Origin of the sequence: Fontimonas thermophila (assembly GCF_900113085.1) — a bacterium.
GTDB lineage: Bacteria > Pseudomonadota > Gammaproteobacteria > Nevskiales > Nevskiaceae > Solimonas > Solimonas thermophila.
In genome coordinates, this window is the sequence record NZ_FOOC01000018.1 from 1 (window position 1) to 22,103 (window position 22,103).

Below are 22,103 nucleotides of genomic sequence, written 5' to 3' on the forward strand. Positions count from 1 at the left end.
CGCCGACGAGCGCTGCGCCACGGATGGCGCAGCCGGGCGTGGCCACAGGGATGTGTCGGGAGGCAAACCGTGCGCATCGGCATTGATCTGGGAGGAACCAAAACCGAAGGCATCGTTCTGGGGGCGAATGAGCAGGTGCTCGCGCGCCGGCGCGTGGCCACGCCGGCTGGCGATTATGCGGCGACGGTGGAGATGATCGTCGATCTGGTTAGGCAGCTCGAACGCGATGTCGGGCGCAGCGGCTTGCCGGTCGGCGCCGGTACTCCGGGTGCGCGCTCGCGCCGGACCGGGCGCATGAAAAACTGCAATTCCACCTGCCTCAACGACCGGCCGCTGCTGGAAGATCTCGAGCAGCGTCTCGGGCCGCGGGTGCGGATCGCCAACGATGCCGATTGCATGACGCTCTCGGAAGCGCACGGCGGTGCCGCCAGCGGTGCCCGCTGCGTATTTGGCGCGATTCTGGGAACCGGAGTGGGCGGCGGCATCGTCGTCGATGGCCGCTTGCTGTCGGGCCCCAACGCGATCGCTGGCGAATGGGGACACAATCCGCTGCCGTGGCCGCGGCCGGAGTGGGGGGAAGTGCCGGGGCCGCTCGGCTGGGACGGGCGGTATGGATCGATCGAGGCCTGGTGCAGCGGTCCGGGGCTTGCCGACGATCATGCCCGCGTCACCGGAGTGCACCTGCGCGGCGAGGAGATCGTCGCGCGGGCGCATTCCGGGGATGCCGACTGCGAGGCCACGCTGCAACGCTGGGAGGACCGGCTCGCGCGTGCCTTTGCCAGCATCATCAACGTGCTCGATCCCGACGTGATCGTGCTGGGCGGAGGCTTGTCGCGCATCGAGCGGATTTATCGCAGCGTACCGGCGCGCTGGGGGGCGTGGGTGTTTTCAGACAGCGTCGATACGCCTTTGGTGCCGGCGCAGCATGGCGATGCCTCCGGGGTGCGCGGTGCGGCCTGGCTATGGCCGGATCCGGACCCCTGAGTCCACGACCACAACTCCTGCTGTTGATTGGATTGCCGGGTGCCGGCAAGAGCACGCTGGCACGCGCGCTGGCCCCACATCTGGGCGCGGTGATCGTCGACCGTGATGCGATCCGCGCCGCCCTGTTCCCGGGCCGGCCCGTCGATGCCCAGGTCACCGCGGCCGCGAATGCGCACATGGAGGCAGCGCTGCGCCATCACCTGCGCGCCGGACGCTGTGTGATCGCCGACGGTCGCAGCCTGGCATCCGCAACCCAGCGTTTGCGCCTGGCCCGACTCGCGCGCGCCTGTGGTGCCAGGTGCCGGGAGATCTGGCTCGATGTGCCGCTGCCGGTCGCGATTGCGCGCGTCGAGGCAACGCGCAGCGTGCATCCGGCCTCCGACCGCGACGCAGCGCTCGTACGCGCCATCGCCGCGCGCTTCGAGGTGCCGCACGCAGCGCTGCGGCTCGACGCCACATCGGCGGTCGAAAGCCTGGTCGCTACCGTGCTCGGTACGCTATGCGAGGATCACTCCGGCAGCAGCTCGCCGTTGGAGTAGGCGATCAGCCCGCGGATCACCCGGTACAGCCACCAGATGAGCATCGCGAACAGGCCGATAAAGCCGATGAAGACAATCGTCAGCATGCCGAAGATCACGCACCACAGCAGATTCCACCAGAAGGTGCGGATCAGCCAGCGATGGTGGTTGCGGATAAAGGTGTTACGTGTCTCGCCGACCTTGATGTGACTGATGATGACGCTGACGATCGCGGCGAGAAAACCGGTAAGCGGAGCCAGCGCATCGAGCACATAGGCAGCGAGCAATGTTGTGCGTTCGCCGTCACTGGCCTGTGCGGCATCCGAAAGAGGCGCAATGTCGCGCATGGCACACCTCGCAAGGGATAGGCGGGCGGTGCGCAGCACCCTTACGGCCCGCGCGCCGGGACCCGATCACGATACTTGAAACCGGCCCTCGTGATTGATGAATATACGCGTACGAAAAATTCGGGGTCCGCGGATGGAGACGGCATCTGGGCGCGCGACGGATGGGATCGGGGCGATTGACTGGACCAACATGCCGCGGCGGCGCTTCCTGCGCACCGCCGGCGCATTGGGTGCGCTGGCGGCATGGGGCTTGGGCAGCAGTGGCTGCCAGAGGGCCTTGCATCGTGCCGGCGATGGCGGGCTGTTGCTGACGCTGTCCGCACAGGAGGCGACGACGTTTGCTGCCGTGGCGGCGGCGGTGGTGCCGACGCAGGAGGGTTTTCCGGACATCGAAACGGCGCAGGTGGTGCGTCGTTTCGACGAGGAGCTGAGCTTTGTTTCGCCGGTAATCCGTGCCGATCTCAAGGCCGCGCTCGATGTCTTTGAGTGGTTGCCGCCCTTGTATGGCCATTTCGCGCGCTTTTCCGTGCTCGATCGCGATGCGCGGCGCACGCTGCTGACGCAGCTGTGCGCAAGCCGTATCGAGCTGCTGCGCGCGATTGCGACGAACCTCAAGATCCTTGCGCAGTTTTTCTATTTCGCGCATCCGGCGGTGTGGAACGCGATCGGCTATGACGGGCCTTTCGGGCGCATGCCGGAGCAGCAGAGCGAGCAGCGCGCCTGGTATGCACGACAGACGATGCGGAGTCCGACATGACCGGCCGGATTTATCAGTGGCATGACCTGACCGAGGCCCAGACGCTCCATGCCGACGTCTGCGTCATCGGGTCCGGCTGCGGTGGCGCGACCGTGGCCAAGAAGCTCGCCGAGGCCGGACATGATGTCGTGATCCTCGAGCGCGGCGGGTACTACCCGGAAAGCACCTTCGACCAGAGCGAGCTGGGCATGAATGCCAAGCTCTCCGCCGACCGCAGCATGCGTGCTTCGGCCGATGGCGGCACCTTGCTGCTCTCCGGTCACAACGTCGGTGGCGCATCGGTGCATTACTGGGCCGATTCCTACCGCACCCCCGAAGACCGCTTGCAGCTATGGGCCGAGCGCTATGGCGTGACCGGCCATGATTTGGCGACACTCACACCCGCCTGGGATGAGCTGACCACGACGCACAACGTCCATCCGGCCACCGAGGAATATCACAACCGCATGAACCGGCTACTGCGCGAAGGCGCGCACAAGCTGGGCTGGGAAGGTCACCCGGTGCCGCAGGCGCGCAAGCACTGCGTCAAATCCGGGCATTGCATGCAAGGCTGCGTCTATCGGGCCAAACAGTCGCAGCTGGTCACGCATATCCCACAGGCGCTCGCGCTGGGTGCGCGCGTCTATGCCGATGTCGAAGCGCGCACCCTGGTGTGGGAGCGCGGGCGCGTGCGGCGGCTCATCGCCCGCGTCGTGCACCGGCCGTCGAACCGCGTCTCGGATATCGAGCTTGCGATCGACGCCAGGGTATACGTCGTCGCTGCCGGCGGTTTCTACAGCGCGCCGTTTCTGCTCAAGCAGGGTTTGCGCAAACAGTTGCCGATGCTCGGCAAGAACTTCGGCATGAATCCGTCGGCCATGGTGCACGGCCTCTACGACGAGGATATCGTGCTCTGGCGCAACATCCCGGCCGCGTTCGGTGTGGAGCAGTTCCGCCTCGCGCGTTACGACGACGCGGGCCGCTACGTCGAGGGCGGCTACCTGCTGATGGCCAACCAGATCCAGCCAGGCCTGCTCGGCGGGATGATGCCGCTGATGGGCGAGGCGCTGGGCGAGTGGATGGCGCAGATGAAGCGTGTCGGCGGCACGATCGCGTGGATCGACGATCCACCCGATGAGCTCGGTGAGCTCAAGCTCGCCAGCGATGGCACGCCGCGGGTCGAATACCCCTTTGGGCCGAAGACGCAGGCGATACTGCGCGACACGATCAAAAAGCAGGCGCAACTGCAGTTTGCGGTCGGCGCGCGCAAGCTTCTGGTGGCTTCGGCCGATGCGCTGGTGCTGGAGCGGCAGGCTGATCTCGCCAAGATCGATACGCTGCCGATCCGCGCCGGCGGGCTTTACATGGCGGCACCGCATCCGTCCGGCGGCTGCATCATGGGGCGCAGCGCAAAGGACTCGGTTACGGATTCAACGCACCGCGTCCACGGCTTCGACAACCTGTTCGTCGCCGACAGCTCGGTGTTCCCGACGCCGGTGTCGGTTGATCCGAGCTTCACGATCATGGCGTTCAGCTACGTTGCCGCGCGTCATATCGACGCGTACCTGGGCTGAAAACGCACGAGGCGGGCGCCTTGGGCCCGCCTCGATGCGCCGGTGTATCTGCTGCGCGCGGCGGTCAGAAATTGGGTTTGTTCTTCGCGCTGTTGAACATCTCGACCGCGGACTGGATCGCTTTCATCGAATCCTTCGGCCCGTGCCAGCCTTTGACCTTGACCCACTTGCCCTTCTCCAGATCCTTGTAATGTTCGAAGAAGTGCTGGATCTGGTCGCGGATCAGATCGGGGAGTTCGCGCACGCTGGTGATGTGCTTGTACAGCGGGAAGATCTTGTTGTTGGGCACGGCGACGAGCTTTTCGTCGGAGCCGGATTCGTCTTCCATCTCGAGCATGCCGATCGGGCGGCAGTTGATCACGCAGCCGGGGATCAGCGGCATCGGCGTCATCACCAGAACATCGAGCGGGTCGCCGTCGCCACACAGCGTGTGCGGCACATAGCCGTAGTTGCAGGGATAGCGCATCGGCGTCGTCAGCAGGCGGTCGACGAAGATCGCGCCCGAGGTCTTGTCCACCTCGTATTTGACCGGCTCACTGTTCATCGGGATTTCGATGATGACGTTGATGTCGTTAGGGACATCCTTGCCCGTCGGGACGAGGTCCAGATTCATGAAGCAGCTCCTGCAGACGTGGTCGTGGCTCGAAAAAGCGCGCAATTGTACCGGATGCAGCCCAAATAACGAGGGCGCCCGCAGGCGCCCCGAATGTCTCTGGCGGTGATCAGAGCAGCGGGATCAGAAGCAGCGCGACGATGTTGATGATCTTGATGAGGGGGTTGATCGCCGGTCCGGCAGTGTCTTTGTACGGATCGCCGACGGTGTCGCCGGTGACGGCCGCTTTGTGCGCGTCGCTGCCCTTGCCGCCGTAATGGCCTTCCTCGATGTATTTCTTGGCATTGTCCCAGGCGCCGCCACCGGTGGTCATCGAGATCGCCACGAACAAGCCGGTGACGATGGTGCCGACGAGCACACCGCCCAAGGCCTTGGGGCCGAGCGCGAGGCCGACGATGACCGGCACGAGAATCGGCAGCAGCGAAGGCAGGATCATTTCCTTGATCGCTGCGGTCGTCAGCATGTCCACCGACTTGGCGTAATCGGGCTTGGCGGTGCCCTCCATGATGCCCTTGATCTCGCGGAACTGGCGGCGCACTTCGATGACGACGCTGCCAGCCGCGCGGCCGACGGCTTCCATCGCCATCGCACCGAACAGATAGGGCACGGCGCCGCCGATCAGAAGGCCGATCAGCACCATGTGGTCGGACAGCGGGAAGGTGACGAGCTTGCCGACCGCCTCGAGGTTGTGCGTGTAATCGGCGAACAGCACCAGCGCGGCCAGCCCCGCCGAGCCGATCGCATAGCCCTTGGTCACGGCTTTGGTCGTGTTGCCGACGGCGTCGAGCGGATCGGTGATGTTGCGCACTTCCTTGGGCAGGCCGGCCATTTCGGCGATGCCGCCGGCGTTGTCGGTGATCGGGCCGTAGGCATCGAGGGCCACGATCATGCCGGTCATCGACAGCATCGACGTCGCGGCGACGGCGATGCCGTACAGGCCGGCGAGTTCGTAGGCGCCCCAGATGCTCGCACACACCGCGAGCACCGGCAGCGCCGTCGCCTTCATCGAGACCCCGAGCCCCGCAATCATGTTGGTGGCATGCCCGGTCTGCGATGCGGCGGCGATGTGCTGCACCGGTTTGAATTCGGTGGCCGTGTAGTACTCGGTGATGACGACCATCGCCGCGGTGAGTGCGAGCCCGATCAGCGCGGACAGGTACAGCGGCATCGCGGCTGCGCCCATCATCGCCGTGGTGATCGGATAGAACGCAATCGCGGCGAGGATGCCGGAGACGATCACGCCTTTGTACAGCGCAGTCATGATCTTGCCGCCCGGCGAGGCCTTGACGAAGAACGTGCCGATGATCGACGCGACGATCGATGCGCCGCCGAGTACGAGCGGATAGAGCACGCCGTTGGGGCCGACCGTCGTTGCCATCAGTCCGCCGAGCAGCATCGTGGCGACGACGGTGACCGCGTAGGTCTCGAACAGGTCCGCGGCCATGCCGGCGCAGTCGCCGACGTTGTCGCCGACGTTGTCGGCGATCACCGCCGGGTTACGCGGATCGTCCTCCGGAATACCGGCCTCGACCTTGCCGACCAGATCGGCACCGACGTCCGCGCCCTTGGTGAAGATGCCGCCACCCAGGCGCGCGAAGATCGAAATCAGCGAGCCGCCGAAGGCCAGGCCGACGAGCGCATGCAAGGCCTTGCCCTGATCCCCGGTCAGGTGCATCACCACTAGGTAATACCCGGCGACGCCGAGCAGACCCAGGCCGACGACCAGCATGCCGGTCACCGCGCCGCCGCGGAATGCGACTGCGAGCGCGGCGTTGAGACCGCCGCGTGCGGCTTCGGCGGTGCGCACGTTGGCACGAACCGAGACATTCATGCCGATGTAGCCGGCGGCGCCCGACATGACGGCACCGACCAGAAAGCCGATCGCCGTGAGCCAGTCGAGAGCAAAGCCGAGAATCAAGAACAGCACCGCACCGACGATGCCGATCGTCGTGTATTGGCGGTTGAGGTAAGCACTCGCGCCTTCCTGCACGGCCGCGGCGATCGCACGCATTCGATCGTCACCGGTCGGCTTGGCCAGAATCCACTGCACCGAGACCACGCCGTAGATCAGTGCAAGCACTGCACAGGCGATGGCAATCCACAGACCGTACTCAACCAACATCGGAGAAACCTCCTTTGATGTGTCCGGAACGAGACTTGGGTGTGCCGCGGCATGAATCCTGCCGTCTTGGGCGCGTTATGGGTGTGCTTCAACTCCCCGTTTGTCTTCAATCATGGCCCGAACTGCGGGCCACCCGACTATCGCATGAAGTTTGCGACAGCGGCAATCGTTACGTCTGGGTGCCGATCGTGAATACCCGCCCGGTTTTGGGGGGGACCGGCACGTTCTTGAGCCTGATATAGCGCGGCAGGCCGTTTTCATAAGGCGGGTAGTCTTCACCCGCGATCAGCGGTGCCAGGTAGCGCCGGCAGGCCTCGGTGATGTGAAAGCCGTCGGCCGTGATGAACGCGCGCGGCAGCTTGCGCTCGACGTTGGCGACTTGTTCGAGTGGCGCGGTGCCGGTGGTCCAGCGATACGGGCTGTCGCTCTGGCGCTCGATCGTGACCATCACGCCGGAGGCTCCGGTGAGCGCGAGTTCGACGGCGGCGCGCCCGACGGCGTAGGCCTGCTCGACATCGGTCCGGGCCGCGATGTGGCGGGCCGCGCGCATGAGGTAGTCGGCGATCGCGTAGTGGTATTTGTACCCTAGGCGGGTCTTGATCCGCTGGGCGAGCCGGGGCGCCAGTCCGCCGAGCTGGGCGTGGCCGAAGGCATCGGTGGTGTCGGCTTCGGAGAGAAACCTGCCGTTGGCATCGCGCAATCCCTCGCTGGCGACGATCGCGCAGTAACCATACGTCTTGACGGCACGATCGACGGCTGCGAGAAACCGGTCCTCGTCGAAGACGATCTCGGGGAACAGGATCACCTGGGGGGCATCGCCCTCGCGTTCGGCCGCCAGCCCGCCGGCTGCTGCGGTCCAGCCGGCATGGCGCCCCATGACTTCGAGAATGAAAACCTGGGTCGAGCTCGCTGCCATGCTGGCCACGTCGAAGCCGGCTTCGCGGATCGACACCGCCGTGTATTTCGCCACCGAGCCGAAACCGGGGCAGCAGTCGGTCAGGGGCAGGTCGTTGTCCATGGTTTTCGGGATGTGGATCGCCTGCACCGGATACCCCAGCTTGTCGCCGAGCTGGCTCACTTTGAGACAGGTATCGGCCGAATCACCGCCGCCGTTGTAGAAGAAATAACCGATGTCGTGCGCCTTGAAGACTTCGATCAGGCGTTCGTACTCGGCGAGGTTTTTGTCGAAGCCCTTGAGCTTGTACCGGCACGAGCCGAAGGCCCCGGCGGGGGTGTGGCGCAGCGCGGCGATCGCCGCGTCCGGTTCCTGCGCGGTGTCGATCAGATTCTCGGTGAGCGCGCCGATGATGCCGTTACGGGCGGCATAGACGGTGCCGATGCGCTCGGGATGGCGGCGTGCGGTTTCGATCACGGCCTGGGCCGAGACGTTGATCACCGCCGTGACACCGCCGGACTGCGCGTACAATGCATTGCGGGGCATGTGAGTCTCCTCGATCGGGGCCGCTCCAGTGTATGCCCGGGCGGATGGGGCCGACGCCAAGTCCGTGCCCGGATCCCGTTCGATTGACGAGCGTACCCGCACGCGGGTACTTTTCCACCCTCGCGCGACCCCGGGGCCCGCAGCGGTCCGCTGCGATTCCTTTTGAAACAGAGGCTTAATTCGAGATGAGAATGGTTTTGCTGGGGGCGCCCGGCTCAGGCAAAGGCACGCAAGGCGAAAAGCTGGCCGCACATTTCGGGATCCCGAAGGTTTCCACGGGTGACGCCCTGCGCGCGGCCGTGGCTGCCGGGACCGACCTGGGGCGCAAGGCCAAGCGTGCGATGGATGCCGGCCAGCTCGTTGACAACGAGATCGTCATCGGCATCGTCGAGGAGCGACTCGCACAACCGGATGCGGCCAAGGGATTCATCCTCGACGGTTTTCCGCGCAATACCGCGCAGGCGCAAGTGCTCGATGCCATGCTCGTGCGCCTCGGACAGCCGGCCATTGACAAGGCCGTGCATCTGCAGGTCGATGACGAAGAAATCATCAAACGCCTGCTCGATCGCGCGCACAAAGAAGGCCGCGCCGACGACAAGGAAGACGTGATCCGCAAGCGGATCCGGGTGTACAACGACGAAACCCACCCCTTGCTCGATTATTACCGCGCCCAGAACAAGCTGGTGGCGGTGCCGGGTGTCGGTGCCGTGGACGAGATCTTCCAGCGCATCTTGCGCGTGCTCAAACACTGACGGGCTGCGCGATCCTTTCCGCGGGTGCGTCAGGGCAAGGCCTCCAACAATGCGCTACCGCAGACCTCGCGTCGCCAGCCGCGCAGCACGTTGACCGGTGCGTTCGCGCCCTCGCGGACCAGGCGCAGCAGCTCCGCCTTGGGGGCGAGATAACTCGCGGGCAGGTCCAAGGCCTGCGCACGTGCGCCGACGATGGCCTGAAGCCGTTTGAGCAGTGATTTGCTCGCCGCATCCGGCTCCTCTTCGCGCGCATAGATTTGCTCCGGCGCACGGCTGGCGGCGGTGATCAGGCCCAGCAGGGTCTCGCCATGGCGCGCGAGCGTTTTCGGTGGCAGCACGGCAAGCGATTCGAGCTCCCGGCGGGTCTGCGGCTGACGTTGCGCCAGGCGGTAGATCGCCTCGTCGTCGAGGATCCATTTGCGCGGACGGTTGCGCTGCTGGGCTTCGGTTTCCCGCCAGGCGGCGAGCGCTGCAGCGATGGTTTGCTCCCGCGCCGACAGCTGCGCCAGCCCACGCAGCCGCTGCCAGGCCGCACCCGGATCGGTGTGGTACAGCGCCGGATCGCACAAGCGCGCGCAGTCCTCGGCGAGCCAGGCCAGGCGATCGCGCGCATCGAGCTCGTCGCGCAGGCCCGGAAAAATCGCGGCGAGATGCTCGACGTCGGCCGCGGCGTAATCGAGTTCCGCCGGTTTGAGCGGCCGGTGTGCCCAGTTGGTCCGCGACAGGCTCTTGTCGAGCACGATGCCGAGCCGTTTTTCGATCAGTCCGGCATAGCCGATCTGGTCGCCGTAGCCGAGCAGGGTGGCGGCGATCTGGGTGTCGAACAGCGGCTGCGGACACTTGCCGCAGTGGTGCACGAAGATTTCCAGATCCTGGCCTGCGGCGTGGAACACCTTCAGCCGGCCGGCGGTGGTCAGCGCCTCGAACAGCGGCGATAAATCGTCAAAGGCGGTTGCGTCGATCAGCGCGGTTGTGGTCGCATCGCGCACCTGCACGAGGCACAGTCGCGGATAGTAGGTGTCGATGCGGATGAATTCGGTATCGACCGCAAGAACCGCGCTCGACGACCAGCGCTCGAGCACGCGCGACAGCGTTTCGGAATCGGTGATCAGTGTATGGGTCATGAGCGGATGCGCAGAAACACCTAGAATAACCGCACGCCCACTCCAAAGCTCCCATGTTCGCGCAAGTTTTGACCGTGACGCTGCGCATCCTCGGATTTCGCGCCGGACCTCAGGATTTTCCCTACGATCCGCGGCTCACCTGGCCGCTGGTCTCGATCACGGGACTCGCGAACTTCCTGGTATTCGTGCAGGTGTTGCCGGCCGTCAGCTCGGCTGCGATGGCCGCGGCGATGATCGCCGGCACGGCGCTGGTCACGCGTTCGATCCTGCGTGCCCGCAATCTGGCGCCACGCTTCAATCAGACCTTCAACTCGCTGCTCGCCACTGCCGCGGTGTTGACCCTGCTGTTGCTGCCACTGTTCATGCAGGTGGCGCCGGTCCTGCGCGAGATTGCGGCCAAACCGCAGCTCCTGGAACAACCGGATGCGCTGCGTCTGCCGCAGGGAGTGGTGTTCACGATGAACCTGCTCAACTTCTGGAATTTCGCCGTCACCGCGCACATCTTCCGTCACGCTGCCAACGTGCAGCTGTGGGTGGGCGTCATCATCGCGCTGATCATCGCCTTCGTCGTGCTGTTCTTCGTCGCCTTCGCCGGCAGCCTCGTCGGGGCGATGTTCGGAGCGGCTTGATGCATCTTCACATCCTCGGCATCTGCGGCACGTTCATGGCCGGAATCGCCGCGATCGCGCGCGAGGCCGGGCACCGCGTCACCGGCTCGGACGCCAACGCCTGGCCGCCGATGTCGACCCAGCTCGAGCGGCTCGGCATCACCGTGCTGCGCGGCTACGAACCCGCACATCTCGATCCTCGGCCCGATGTCGTCGTCGTCGGCAACGTCGTCACCCGCGGCAACGCGGCGATGGAATACGTACTCGATGCCGGGTTGCCTTACATATCCGGACCGCAGTGGCTCGCCGAGCACGTACTGTGCGACCGCCACGTGCTCGCGGTCGCCGGCACCCATGGCAAGACGACGACGAGCTCGATCCTCGCCTGGCTGCTCGACTACGCCGGACTTGCACCTGGCTTTCTCGTCGGCGGCGTGCCGCAGAATTTCGGCATTTCCGCCCGCCTGGGGCGATCGAAGTTTTTCGTCATCGAGGCCGACGAGTACGACACCGCGTTTTTCGACAAGCGCTCCAAGTTCGTGCACTATCGGCCGCGCACCTGCATCCTCAACAACCTCGAATACGATCACGCCGACATCTTTCCGGACCTCGCCAGCATCGAGCGCCAGTTCCATCATCTGATTCGCACCGTGCCCAGAAGCGGGCGGTTGATCGTCAACGGCGTTGATGCCAGCCTCGCGCGCGTGCTCGCGCAGGGCTGCTGGAGTGAAATCGAATACTTCGATCGCGAGGACGGATGGTACGCATGCCCGAATGCCGACGGATTCGAGCTGCGTGTCGGCGGGATCGCGCATGGCCAGGTGCGCACGCCGCTGGCCGGTGCCCACAACCGCTCGAACGTCCTCGCCGCGTTTGCCGCAGCCCACCACGTCGGCATACCGGTGACGACCCTGATCGATGGCATCGCGCAATTCCGGGGCGTGCGCCGGCGCCTCGAGGTCGTCGGCAGCGCGCGCGGCGTGACCGTGTACGACGACTTCGCCCATCACCCGACGGCGATCGCCGTCACCATCGATGCGCTGCGCACGCAAGGACCGGGTCGCATCCTCGCCGTGCTCGAGCCGCGGTCGAACACGATGCGCCTAGGGGCGCATGCCGGCGAGCTCGCGCACAGCCTGCGTGACGCCGAGCTGTGCTTCGTCTACGCGCGGCCGGATCTGCACTGGGACGCCCACCGGGTGCTCGCCGATGTGGGTGCGCGCCTGCGCGTTCACCACGATCTGGGCAGCCTGATCGCCGATGTCGTCGCGCACGCGCAAAACGGCGACCGCGTGCTGATCATGTCCAACGGCGATTTTGGCGGCGTGCACGGCCGCTTGCTCGACGCCCTGCGGGGCTGAAGACGATCAGGCCGATACGGTTATCGGTTGAAAACCCTCCGGCTGAGCTGTTCCAGCGTCTGCGCATGGGCGGTGCGGGTGATGCCGTAAAAGCCCAAGCATCCCATTGCGGCGGCGATCATGAGTCCCACACCGGCCACATAAACGATCGCCAGCGCGTCGATGGTGGGCGCAGGCACGTCGGCCGGCGCGGCCTTCTCGGGAAAATCGATCGCGGTGAGGATGGCCCCGGACAGGAAAACCCCGATCCCGGATACGGCCCTGTTGATCATCACCAGGGCGGCGAACGGTATTCCGCCGGTCTTCAAATCGGATTCACTGTGGAATTACGAGCTGGGCTTGCGCACCAGTTGGTTGGATCGCACGCTTACCGCCGATCTCACCGCGTTCTACATCGAATACAAGAATCCCATCATCCAGCAGAATGCGCAGAGTCGGCAGGCCGGCATTCCGACCGGTTACCTTGACAACGTCGGCGCGGCCGAGAGCAAGGGTATCGAGGCCCAACTGCAGTGGTTCACGCCACTGGACGGACTCAGCGTCTCGCTGGGTGCGGCCTTCACGAGCGCCCATAGCACGGTGCCGTTCACGGATCAGGACGGGCAGTTGATCGAACCCGGGCAGCAGATGCCGGGCGTCGCGCCCCAGCAGTACCGGGCGAGCCTGCACTACTTAAGACCCCTCGGCGAGTTCATGCTGGGACTTACCGCCGGCTACAACTACATCGGCCAGGGCTATAGCAACTTTCAGCACCACATCGAGATCAACGGCTACGGTACGGCCCGGTTGGGCCTGATTCTGAGCGCGGACGCATGGTCCTGGCGCCCCAAGCTGGCGTTCAACGTGGACAACGTCTTCGATCGCGTCGCGGCCACCGGTGGGACGCTGAACCGACCGCTGGTGCCGGGACCCTTTTTCACCTATCTGCTGAACGCGCCGCGTACCTATACCCTGCGCCTGAGCGTGGATTTTTGAAGTCAAACCCACGGCTATTGCATGGATCATACATGGATCATGCCTCACACATGGGATTCCAGATGAGTCACTTTGAATGGATGGGCCTGCTTGCCGGATGCTTGACCACCGGAGCATTTGCCCCACAGGCGATCCAGATCCTGCGGACGCGGCGCGTGCAGGACATCTCCCTGGCCATGTACGTGTTGTTCTCGACCGGTGTGGCCCTGTGGATCGCCTATGGTCTGGCGATCCGCTCGCTCTCCTTGGTGTTGTTCAACGGCATCACGCTGCTGCTGTCCGGCAGCGTGCTGGTACTGAAGATCAAGTATGGACGTCGGGCGCCTGAACAGAGCCAGACGCGCCCCAGCCATGGTTGAGCGGCTGCGGCTGGCGTGGTTCCGCTGGGGGCTGCGCACCGCCATCGGCCTGCTGTGGTGGGGGCGCAAGACTCGCGGGCTGTCGGTGAGCGATGAACGCGTGGCGGTGGCCGGTGGCCGCATCCGGCTGCGCGTGTATTGCCCCCAAGGCGAGGCCCCTTTTCCCGTCATCCTCTACTTCCACGGCGGCGGCTGGATCGCCGGCGATCTGGATACGCACGATGCCGTGTGCCGCGATCTCTGTGCGCACGCGCGGCACCTGGTGGTCGCCGTCGATTACCGGCGTGCGCCGGAGCACCCGTTCCCCATCCCCATCGAGGACTGTCTGTTTTCACTGCAGTGGGTCAAGGAGCACGCCGCCCGCCTCGGCGGCGATCCCGGGCATCTGACGCTCTGCGGGGACAGCGCTGGCGGGAATCTCGCGGCGGTGGTCGCCCAGCAGGCGCGCCAGACGCATCCCGGGCTGATCAAGGGGCAGATCCTGGTCTATCCGGTGACGGATCACTGCCGCCATGCCCATTGGCCTTCCTACGCCGCCTATGGCGGGCGCGGTTACAGCCTGCCCTTGAAGGGCATGATGGAGATGTGGGACTTGTACCTGCGCGGCAGTCCGCTGTGGACGCCGGGCATGCGCCGTCACGACCTCGCCACCCCGCTGCACACGTGCGATCTCACGGGTCTGTCGCGTACGTTGTTGATCCTGGCCGAGCAGGATTTGCTACACGATGAAGGCGCCGAATATGCGCGTCTGCTGCGGCAGTCCGGCGTTGCCGTCGAAGTGCGCGAGTATCCGGGCACGCAGCACGGGTTTTTCGGCTTCAAGCCGAGTCCGGCTTATCGACAGGCGATTGGGGATGTCGCCGCTTGGGTGCGTGCCGCCTGACGGAGTCTCGGATCGCGGTTCCGGCGACGCACCGGCGTGACGGCGCACCGTTTCACGGAGGTCCGACCATCGGGGTGACGGCCGCGCCTTGCGCGGTACCGTCCGATTCATCCGGGTCCGCAACCCTGGTTTGCACGCCGGTCCGCGAGCGTCTGCGTATGCCGCGCCGCTCAAGCCGCCCAGCGTCGTCACGATTCGCTTGTGCCGGCGTCGCCGATCAGACGATCATCACGCTGACTTGTCTCGACATTCCTCGGCAGCATGGCTTTCAGCCTCGACCAGTTCTACCGTCTCAACCGCAAGGCACTGATCTGGCTGGCGCTGGCCGTCGTTCTGTGGCTGCTGCGCGATTTCTTCGGGCTGGTGTTCCTGACCTTCGTCATCGCCTTCTTCGCGATGCCGGCGGCGCGCAGGTTGCACGAGCGGCTGCGCCTGCCGTACCGCGCGGCGCTGGTCGTGGTCTACCTGCTGTTTCTCGGCGCGCTCGCCGGTTTCGGGCGCTTCGTCATGCCCAACATCGTCAACGAGGGTACGCGTCTGGTGGCCAATCTCGGCGCGATCCAGCAACGGCTGATTGAGCTCGATCAGCGTTTCGCCACCGAGTACCCGGCGCTGCACCAGCTGTTCTCGGGTTATCTGCGCAGCCTGCTCGATTCCCAGGCCGCGCAGCAGATGCACGAGCGGCTGACGGAGCAGCGCCTGGCGCTGGAAGCCGAGCCGGCGGCCGACGATGCCGCCGCCGAGCGTCGGCGGCGCGAGCTGCTCCTGGCCGAGGAGAAATTGCTGATCGAAGCGCTGTTCCGCGAGCAGGCCGAGCGCCTGCGCAAGCTCACGCCGCACTTGATCAATTTCGTCTACCAGGCAACGGCGACGATGGCACTGGCACTGCTGTTTTCGTTCCTGATCCTGATCGACCTGGAACGCCTGCAGCGGCTGGTACGTGCACTGCAAGGGTCGCGGCTGCACGACGTCTATGCCGAGGCGGCTGGTCCGCTGGTGCGCTTCACCCAGGTGATCGGGCAGGGCTTGCGCGCGCAGGCGATGATCGCGCTGACCAATACTGCGCTGACCCTGCTCGGTCTGCTGCTGCTTGGCATTCCTTCGATCGCGGTGCTGTCGATGATCGTGTTTGTCTGCAGCTTCATTCCGGTGCTCGGCGTGTTCATTTCCACGGTGCCGATCGTACTGGTCGCGCTGAACACCGGTGGTGTCGAACTTGCGCTGTGGAGCGTGGTCATGATCGTCGTGATTCACGCCATCGAGGCCTACGGGCTCAATCCGCTGATCTACGGACGCACGCTGCAGCTCAATCCGGTGTTGACGCTGATCATCCTGTTCGTGGCCTACCACGTTTTCGGCATCTGGGGCATGCTGCTCGGTGTGCCAACGGCGCGCTATTTGCTGAGCGACGTGCTGCGCGTAGCACTCGACGAGCGTTGATCGGATGACGAACCGGCGAAGACAGCTCCAGGATGAGCCGACGGAGGGCTGAATGGTATGAATTTATGAATGAATGGGCGCCTGAGACCGCATTGGCTACACCGGAAATGGATGGGGTCTAAAGCTGCTCGAAAAGCGAGCAGGACGAAGACGTCGGTCAGGTCACACTTTTTCTGTCGAAGGGGTGACGTTCCCTCATCTATCGCAAGTCAATGGATCGAGTATCCACAGATTGCACACCTTGGGAAATAGCTTTCCCTCACGTCTCTGCCAGAGCGGGTTCACTCCAGTTGCCTTGGGTCTCGCTGGGCGTTTACACGCTAGAGGTGTAGGTCGGGTGTAAAAACGCAAGCGCGGATACCTGATTGTGGTGCAGACCGGCGAGAATGCGCTGCTCTGCAGCGCGCACGGTCGGGTCGATCCAGACCCGCGGCACGTGGGCGACGACGTCGAGCCACTGGTCCGCCGTCAGCGGATCGGGGGGCGTGCTGGCCATCAGGCGCCGCCGAGGGCGCCGTGGGCCTGAAGGTCGGCGCCCAGCAGGCCGGAGGCCTGTTCGTCGGCGTGGTAGCTGGAGCGCACCATCGGTCCGGAGGCGACGTGCGAGAAACCCATCTTCTCGCCGATTTCGCGCAGGCGTTCGAATTCGGTCGGGTGCACGTAGCGGGCAACCGGCAAATGGTGTTTCGAGGGAGCCAGATACTGGCCGAGCGTCAGCATGTCCACCCGGTGCGCGCGCAGGTCGCGCATGACCTGCTCGATTTCCTCGATGTCTTCGCCCAGACCGAGCATCAGCCCGGATTTGGTGGGCACGTGCGGATGAAGGTCTTTGAAGCGCTCGAGCAGATCCAGGCTCCAGTCGTAGTCCGAGCCGGGACGTGCCTGCTTGTACAGGCGTGGCACGGTCTCGAGGTTGTGATTGAACACATCCGGCGGCGTGTCCTTGAAGATCGCCAGCGCCGGGTCCATGCGGCCGCGGAAGTCCGGTACCAGCACTTCGATGATCAGCTCGGGTGACAGCGCACGCGCTTCGCGGATGCAGGCGGCGAAATGCGCTGCGCCGCCGTCGGGCAGGTCGTCGCGGTCGACGCTGGTGATGACGACGTAGCGCAACCCCATCGCGCGGATGGTGCGCGCGAGGTTGACCGGCTCGTCCGGATCCAGGGGATTGGGACGACCGTGGCCGACGTCGCAGAACGGGCAGCGGCGCGTGCAGATATCGCCCATGATCATGAAGGTCGCCGTGCCCTTGCCGAAGCATTCACCGAGGTTCGGACAGCTCGCTTCTTCGCATACCGTATGCAGCTTGTTGGCGCGCAGCACGGCTTTGAGACGTGCTACTTCGGGAGTGGCCGGTGATTTGGCCCGGATCCATTCCGGCTTGCGCAGCGGCGCAGTGGTGGGTTCGATCTTGATCGGAATGCGCGCCATTTTCTCGGCGCCGCGCAGCTTCTCGCCCTGGACGACCGGGCGCGGCCGGACCGGCGGCGAGGGAACGGGGGTATCGCTCATGAGCTCTCCTGCGAGGACGCCATTGTAGCGGCTCGCCGGTGGCCGCCGCCTTATCGAATGCGGCGCACGCGGGCCTGTGTGTTCAGGCCCTCGACCTTGAGCCAGTAATTGCCCATGAAGCCGCGGCGGATCGTGACTTTGGGGCGGTCGGCGACCCAGTAGACCTCACGGTCGTCGATGCAGCGCCAGACCTGACCGTTTTCCAGCTCGAACAGCGTGCCTTTCTTCCAGCCGTTGAGGGGTCCGGTGAGACGGGATTCGATGCGGTCGGGCCCATTCTCAGCGGGGCTACGCGAGGGCGGCAGATCTTCGGCGCCGAAGCGGTCCGACGGATCCGCCGCGGGTACGGACGCTGCAGGCGCCGGTCCGGGGTCGGTGTCGGGGGCTACGTGCGCGGAACGTGCGAGTGCGTCGTAGCAGGCCAGGCGGGCCTGCGCGTCGGCGAGTGCGGCGCACCGGTTAAGTGCGGCATCGCCGGCGAAGCCCGGCAGGCTGAACAAGGCCAGCATGAGCGGCAGCCGATGTCGCGGCATGAGGTGATCCGGAGATACCAACGCTGCCGACCTTAACACGGGGCGGGTGTGAGGCAGTACAGGCCGGGTCAGGCCGCGAGCGCCGGTGCCGCGGTTTGCAGCGGCGGCAACCCCAGGGCGGTGCGTACCGCGGCTTGTGCGTGCTGGGCCAGGGTGTCGCGATCGTATCCGCGGGCCCGGATCGGCGCGCAGTACCGCACCTCGACGGTGAGCGTGGGTTCGCGCAGCAGGCGCAGGATGTGGCGGACGAGATCGTCATCGCCGATGAAAGGCGCGACTTGGCGGCCGGCACGGCCGGGGCCGTAGCGCAGGGCCACCGGCTGTACCCAGACATCGGCTTCGATCGGCGCGCTGAACAGACGGGCGTGGAAGCTGCGCACGTCGCGGCCATCGGTCGTCGTGCCCTCCGGGAACAGGACGACCGATCCGCCAGCCGCCAGATGGGGGACGAGCTTTTCCGCAAGTGGCCGTGCACCGCCTTTGCCGCGGCGGATGTAGAAAGTGCCGGCAGCATTCGCGAGCCAGCCGGCAATGGGCCAGTCGCGGATTTCGGATTTGGCGATGAAACGCGTCTCTTCGCAGGCTGCCAGTACCGCGATGTCGAGCCAGGAGATGTGGTTGGCGGCGGTGAGGCGAGGCTTGCGCAGCGCCTCGCCGTGGACGATGAGGCGGATGCCCAGAATGGCGAGTAAACCCATGAACCAGCGCCGCGCGATCGGCTCCGGGCGCAGGCGGCCGCTGATGTCGATCCGCACCGCGGCGGCTGTCAGCAGGCCCAAGCCGAGATGCAGCAGCAGCCGGGTCGCGCGCAGCGCGATGCGTAACCGTTCCGGCATTGACATCAGGCAGCGAGCGCGACGACCGAGCCCGTATTGCTGTGCCGGCCCAGGAAGTGGCGCGCGTAGCGCGGATGCAGCGCGCTGACGTTGAGCAGCATGAACACGTCCGCACAGTTGAAGTCGCGGTCCCAGTAGGCGTCGCCGCAGGCTTTTGCGCCCAGGCTCAGATACGCCTTGAGCAGCGGCGGCATTTTCGGTTTTTCCGTGATGCGGACGTCGGCTGCCGGCAGGCGGATGTAGGGACGCACCCGCTGGGCGGGCGGTGCCAGATGGTGGGTGCGGATGTACTCGAGGATCGCATGTGCGGTGGCACCGCCGTCGTCCAGGCCGATGCTGGCGCACCCGAAGAGGTAGTCATACCCCTCCTCGACGATGCAGGCGGCAATGCCCTGCCACAGCGTGGCGATCACCGCGCCGGAGCGGTAGTCGGCATCGACGCAGGTGCGGCCGACTTCCATCAGCCGGCCGGGCAGGGCATCGAGCATGGCCAGATCGAACTCGCTGGCCGAGTAAAAGCCGCCGGCCGCGGCGGCGTTGCGGTCGGTGAGCAGACGTGTGCAGGCGACGATGCGCTGACTGCCCGGTTCGATGACCATCAAGTGACGGCAGAATGGATCGTACGCATCGTGATCGATGCCCTCGTCACCGCCGTCGATGTCTGCACCCAGCTCGCCGGCAAAGATGCGGTAGCGCAGTTTCTGTGTCGCCCTGATTTCCTCCGGCGAGGTGGCGAAGCGGACTTCGAAGCGCGGGCGGCGCGGCAAATCGCCTTCGATGCACGCGGACATGCGAGCTCTCCAAGGTTCGGATGCCGCGCACTCTATGAAGCCGTTGTAAACGCACGATGACGACGGCGTTGCCGTTCTATGACGATGACGACGCGAGCCAGTCCGGGTGCGTTTCGGGCGATGACCACGCACGCACGTGCAGCTCGGCCAGCATGTCGGTATCGGACAGCAGGCGGTTGCAGGTACGCGGATCGATGCCAGAGGGGGGGTCGCGCACGAGGGCATCGGCCAGACGTTCGCGTTCGGCGTGTTGTCCGGCCGACTGTAGCGGACGGCGGCGCGCGCTAAGCATCATCAGCGCATTGACGGCCGGTTCGATGATGGCGTCGCGAAAGCCCGGGGACGGCGCTGCCCGGCGCAGGGCGGCCCGCAGCCAGCGCAGTTCGCGCGGGGGCATCGACTCCTCGGGAATCAGGAACAGCCGCGCGGCGCGCGCCATCCGGCCAAGGCCGACGCGCGAGCTCCACACCGACAGTGGAATGGCGATGACGAGGCTGCCGGCGACCGGCAGCAGCCACCACAAAAAGCTCGGATTGAGCCAGTACACCAGGCCCAGCCAGGCCAGGCCGAGGACGGTGCCGCCGCCATGGCGCAGCAACGCCTGGCTCCACGGTGTCTGCGCATCTTCGCGCGGGGGCGATTTCCATCGCACGGCAAAGCCGGCCAGCGCCGACAACACATAGCGGGTGTGAAACAGCATGCGGATCGGTGCGAGCAGCGCCGAGAACAGGCTCTCCAGGAACACGCCGAGCGCGAGCTTGAGCGGACCGCCGAAGCCGCGCCACTGCGCCGGCTGACATAGCGCGAGCAGTAGCGACAAGACCTTGGGCAGGAACAACAGCAGCATGGTGCCGCCAAACAGGCGGATCGCCCATTCCGGATGCCAGCTTGGCCAGTTGGGGAACAGTTGGTAAGGCTGGCTGAAATAGACCGGCTCGGAGAGCTCGAACACGGCGAGCAGCGCGGTCGACAGCACCAGGAAAGCGAACCACAGCGGGGCCGACAGATAGGCCATGACACCGGTCATGAACACGGCGCGGTGTGCCGGATGCAGGCCCTGGGAAAAGAACAGGCGGAAGTTCATCAGATTGCCCTGGCACCAGCGCTGGTCACGCTGTAGCTCGTCGAGCAGCGTCGGTGGCATCTCCTCCCACGAGCCAGGCAGGTCATAGGCGATCCAGACCGCCCAGCCGGCGCGGCGCATCAACGCCGCCTCGACGAAGTCGTGGCTCATGATTTCGCCGGACAGGGCGCCGTGCCCGGGTAGCCGGCCGAGCGCGCAGTGTTTCATGAACGGCGCGACGCGGATGATCGCGTTGTGACCCCAGTAATGGGACTCGCCAAGCTGCCAGAAATGCAGACCGGCGGTGAACAGCGGGCCATAGACGCGGGTCGCGAACTGCTGGATGCGCGCGTAGAGCGTTTCGCGCCCGGCGGCGCGCGGTGCAGTCTGGATGATGCCGGCGTTGTCGTGGGCTTCCATCAACTGCACGAGCCGTTTCAGGCAGGCGCCGGACATGACGCTGTCGGCGTCGAAAATGACCATGTACTTGTAGCGGCTGCCCCAGCGCCGGCACCAGTCGGCGATGTTGCCGGACTTGCGCTTGATGCGGTGTGTGCGGCGGCGGTAGAAGATGCGGCCGAAGCCATCGACCTCGCGACAGAGCTTGAGCCAGGCGTCGAGTTCGGCGACACGCGTGTCGGCATCGTAGCTGTCGCTGAGGATGTACAGGTCGAAGTGTTCGCGCATCCCGGCCCGGCACACCGAATCCCATGTGGCGCGGATGCCGGCGAACACGCGGGCCACATTCTCGTTGCAGATCGGGAACAGGATCGCCGTGCGCACGGACTCGGGGATCGGCACGTCGTCTGCGGTGGTCGCCGAGATCGTGTGCCGGTCGCGTCCGCGCAAGAGCTGGAAAAAGCCCATCAGCGCGGTCCAAAAACCAGCAGAAATCCAGGCGAACAGCACCGCATAGATCGCCAGCAGGGCGAGTTCGAGTCCATGTTGGCCGCGATACGGCAGCACCGCGGTCATGAAATAGGTCGCGAAATAGGTCTGCACCAGAACCAGGGCGATCAGCAGCAGGCGGCGGTTGCGCGCAGCCACGCGCCAGGGTGCTGGCCGGCGCGGCGGCGATTCCTGTTGCGTGGCGCGTGTATGCATGCGGCCGCGGCGGCCGAGCAGTTGCGCGGCCAGCCAGCGCCATAGACGACGCAAGGGGTTGTTGTCCCAGGGCCGCGGCGACATCGAGGCGCGCACCAGGGGTGGGGTCGTCACCAGCCGGAGGTCGCCGTGACGGTCCTGGGCGATGATGCTGTCGAGATTGCGGTCGCCTTTGCGCGGCTGCGCGAGCAGGCGCGTACGCAGCCGCGGCCAGGCGGAATGGCGGACGGCATCGACGGCGCTTGTCTCGCTGCGTCCGGACAAGGCTTCGTGCACGCTGGCGAAGACTTCACGCGGCGGCGCGTCTGCGGCTCCGCTCAGGCGCATCTCGACACAAGTGCGCGTCGCGGCATCGAGCGACAGACGCTGCAGGTAGCGCGACAGTCTCTCCGCCGCTCCGCGTGTGGTGCTGTCCATATGGCGGCCG

23 protein-coding genes are annotated in these 22,103 nt (G+C 65.6%); 11 read left to right on the forward strand and 12 right to left on the reverse strand.

Annotated features, from left to right (window positions below):
* The first annotated feature begins 69 nt into the window (after positions 1–69).
* Both BMZ48_RS12055 and BMZ48_RS12060 read left to right on the forward strand, forming a co-directional pair.
* The gene (locus tag BMZ48_RS12055) at positions 70–984 is read left to right on the forward strand and encodes an ROK family protein (RefSeq protein ID WP_091535646.1); all 915 of its coding nucleotides are present in this window, start codon (positions 70–72) and stop codon (positions 982–984) included.
* Positions 963–1,523 carry a P-loop nucleotide/nucleoside kinase family protein gene (locus BMZ48_RS12060; protein WP_091535648.1) on the forward strand — a complete coding sequence of 187 codons (561 nt, stop codon included), beginning with the start codon at positions 963–965 and terminating at the stop codon, positions 1,521–1,523. Before BMZ48_RS12055 ends, BMZ48_RS12060 begins: the two co-directional genes overlap by 22 nt.
* Here the strand turns inward: BMZ48_RS12060 and BMZ48_RS12065 are convergent.
* Positions 1,493–1,849, reverse strand: a complete 357-nt coding sequence (locus BMZ48_RS12065) for a DUF4870 family protein (RefSeq protein ID WP_091535650.1) — start codon at positions 1,847–1,849, stop codon at positions 1,493–1,495. The two genes, BMZ48_RS12060 and BMZ48_RS12065, sit on opposite strands and share 31 nt — an antisense overlap.
* Positions 1,850–1,982: 133 nt before the next feature.
* On the opposite strand from BMZ48_RS12065, the gene BMZ48_RS12070 reads away from it, so the two are divergent.
* Together BMZ48_RS12070 and BMZ48_RS12075 are read left to right on the forward strand one after the other, a co-directional pair.
* Positions 1,983–2,606, forward strand: coding sequence for a hypothetical protein (locus tag BMZ48_RS12070; protein WP_091535652.1), 624 nt, complete (start codon positions 1,983–1,985; stop codon positions 2,604–2,606).
* Positions 2,603–4,159 (forward strand): FAD-dependent oxidoreductase, encoded by a 1,557-nt coding sequence (locus BMZ48_RS12075; RefSeq protein WP_091535655.1) that lies wholly within the window; start codon positions 2,603–2,605, stop codon positions 4,157–4,159. Before BMZ48_RS12070 ends, BMZ48_RS12075 begins: the two co-directional genes overlap by 4 nt.
* 64 nt (positions 4,160–4,223) lie before the next feature.
* On the opposite strand, the gene ppa is transcribed toward BMZ48_RS12075, so the two are convergent.
* The 3 genes from ppa to BMZ48_RS12090 all read right to left on the reverse strand — a co-directional run bounded on the left by ppa (position 4,224) and on the right by BMZ48_RS12090 (position 8,335).
* Entirely contained in the window at positions 4,224–4,772 is a 549-nt protein-coding gene (gene ppa, locus BMZ48_RS12080; RefSeq protein ID WP_091535657.1) for an inorganic diphosphatase, read from the reverse strand.
* 109 nt (positions 4,773–4,881) lie between these two features.
* The gene (locus BMZ48_RS12085; protein WP_091535659.1) at positions 4,882–6,894 is read right to left on the reverse strand and encodes a sodium-translocating pyrophosphatase; all 2,013 of its coding nucleotides are present in this window, start codon (positions 6,892–6,894) and stop codon (positions 4,882–4,884) included.
* A gap of 169 nt (positions 6,895–7,063) precedes the next feature.
* Complete coding sequence (locus BMZ48_RS12090) at positions 7,064–8,335, reverse strand: 6-phosphofructokinase (protein WP_091535661.1); 1,272 nt, start codon at positions 8,333–8,335, stop codon at positions 7,064–7,066.
* 185 nt (positions 8,336–8,520) lie between these two features.
* Between BMZ48_RS12090 and BMZ48_RS12095 the strand changes: the two genes are divergently transcribed.
* Positions 8,521–9,087 carry an adenylate kinase gene (locus BMZ48_RS12095; protein ID WP_091535663.1) on the forward strand — a complete coding sequence of 189 codons (567 nt, stop codon included), beginning with the start codon at positions 8,521–8,523 and terminating at the stop codon, positions 9,085–9,087.
* Between the two features lie 29 nt (positions 9,088–9,116).
* On the opposite strand, the gene rnd is transcribed toward BMZ48_RS12095, so the two are convergent.
* A complete protein-coding gene (gene rnd, locus BMZ48_RS12100) occupies positions 9,117–10,211 on the reverse strand; it encodes a ribonuclease D (protein ID WP_091535666.1) in 1,095 nt (364 codons plus the stop codon).
* 53 nt (positions 10,212–10,264) lie between these two features.
* Here rnd and BMZ48_RS12105 point away from each other — a divergent pair, with 53 nt between their 5' ends.
* Positions 10,265–10,840: a hypothetical protein gene (locus tag BMZ48_RS12105; RefSeq protein WP_091535669.1), complete on the forward strand. Its 576-nt coding sequence runs from the start codon at positions 10,265–10,267 to the stop codon at positions 10,838–10,840.
* A complete protein-coding gene (gene mpl, locus BMZ48_RS12110; protein ID WP_091535671.1) occupies positions 10,840–12,180 on the forward strand; it encodes a UDP-N-acetylmuramate:L-alanyl-gamma-D-glutamyl-meso-diaminopimelate ligase in 1,341 nt (446 codons plus the stop codon). Before BMZ48_RS12105 ends, mpl begins: the two co-directional genes overlap by 1 nt.
* A 20-nt stretch (positions 12,181–12,200) precedes the next feature.
* On the opposite strand, the gene BMZ48_RS13050 is transcribed toward mpl, so the two are convergent.
* Positions 12,201–12,488, reverse strand: coding sequence for a hypothetical protein (locus BMZ48_RS13050; protein WP_159431176.1), 288 nt, complete (start codon positions 12,486–12,488; stop codon positions 12,201–12,203).
* A 46-nt stretch (positions 12,489–12,534) separates the two neighbouring features.
* Here BMZ48_RS13050 and BMZ48_RS12115 point away from each other — a divergent pair, with 46 nt between their 5' ends.
* The 4 genes from BMZ48_RS12115 to BMZ48_RS12130 all read left to right on the forward strand — a co-directional run bounded on the left by BMZ48_RS12115 (position 12,535) and on the right by BMZ48_RS12130 (position 15,837).
* Complete coding sequence (locus tag BMZ48_RS12115; RefSeq protein WP_234981640.1) at positions 12,535–13,155, forward strand: TonB-dependent receptor; 621 nt, start codon at positions 12,535–12,537, stop codon at positions 13,153–13,155.
* Between the two features lie 62 nt (positions 13,156–13,217).
* On the forward strand, positions 13,218–13,514 hold the full coding sequence (locus tag BMZ48_RS12120; protein WP_091535710.1) for a SemiSWEET family sugar transporter: 297 nt from the start codon (positions 13,218–13,220) through the stop codon (positions 13,512–13,514).
* Positions 13,507–14,397, forward strand: a complete 891-nt coding sequence (locus tag BMZ48_RS12125; RefSeq protein WP_159431178.1) for an alpha/beta hydrolase — start codon at positions 13,507–13,509, stop codon at positions 14,395–14,397. Before BMZ48_RS12120 ends, BMZ48_RS12125 begins: the two co-directional genes overlap by 8 nt.
* Positions 14,398–14,658: 261 nt before the next feature.
* Positions 14,659–15,837, forward strand: a complete 1,179-nt coding sequence (locus tag BMZ48_RS12130; RefSeq protein ID WP_091535679.1) for an AI-2E family transporter — start codon at positions 14,659–14,661, stop codon at positions 15,835–15,837.
* A 313-nt stretch (positions 15,838–16,150) separates the two neighbouring features.
* On the opposite strand, the gene BMZ48_RS12135 is transcribed toward BMZ48_RS12130, so the two are convergent.
* The 6 genes from BMZ48_RS12135 to mdoH form a co-directional block, all read right to left on the reverse strand.
* A complete protein-coding gene (locus BMZ48_RS12135) occupies positions 16,151–16,333 on the reverse strand; it encodes a hypothetical protein (protein ID WP_091535682.1) in 183 nt (60 codons plus the stop codon).
* Positions 16,333–17,349 (reverse strand): lipoyl synthase, encoded by a 1,017-nt coding sequence (gene lipA / locus BMZ48_RS12140; RefSeq protein ID WP_091535684.1) that lies wholly within the window; start codon positions 17,347–17,349, stop codon positions 16,333–16,335. Before lipA ends, BMZ48_RS12135 begins: the two co-directional genes overlap by 1 nt.
* A gap of 50 nt (positions 17,350–17,399) precedes the next feature.
* Complete coding sequence (locus tag BMZ48_RS12145) at positions 17,400–17,882, reverse strand: hypothetical protein (protein WP_091535689.1); 483 nt, start codon at positions 17,880–17,882, stop codon at positions 17,400–17,402.
* 68 nt (positions 17,883–17,950) lie between these two features.
* Complete coding sequence (locus tag BMZ48_RS12150) at positions 17,951–18,718, reverse strand: lysophospholipid acyltransferase family protein (protein WP_159431179.1); 768 nt, start codon at positions 18,716–18,718, stop codon at positions 17,951–17,953.
* A gap of 5 nt (positions 18,719–18,723) precedes the next feature.
* Positions 18,724–19,509 (reverse strand): GNAT family N-acetyltransferase, encoded by a 786-nt coding sequence (locus BMZ48_RS12155; protein ID WP_091535694.1) that lies wholly within the window; start codon positions 19,507–19,509, stop codon positions 18,724–18,726.
* Positions 19,510–19,585: 76 nt separating this feature from the next.
* Positions 19,586–22,093 carry a glucans biosynthesis glucosyltransferase MdoH gene (gene mdoH / locus BMZ48_RS12160; RefSeq protein WP_091535696.1) on the reverse strand — a complete coding sequence of 836 codons (2,508 nt, stop codon included), beginning with the start codon at positions 22,091–22,093 and terminating at the stop codon, positions 19,586–19,588.
* Positions 22,094–22,103 lie beyond the last annotated feature (10 nt).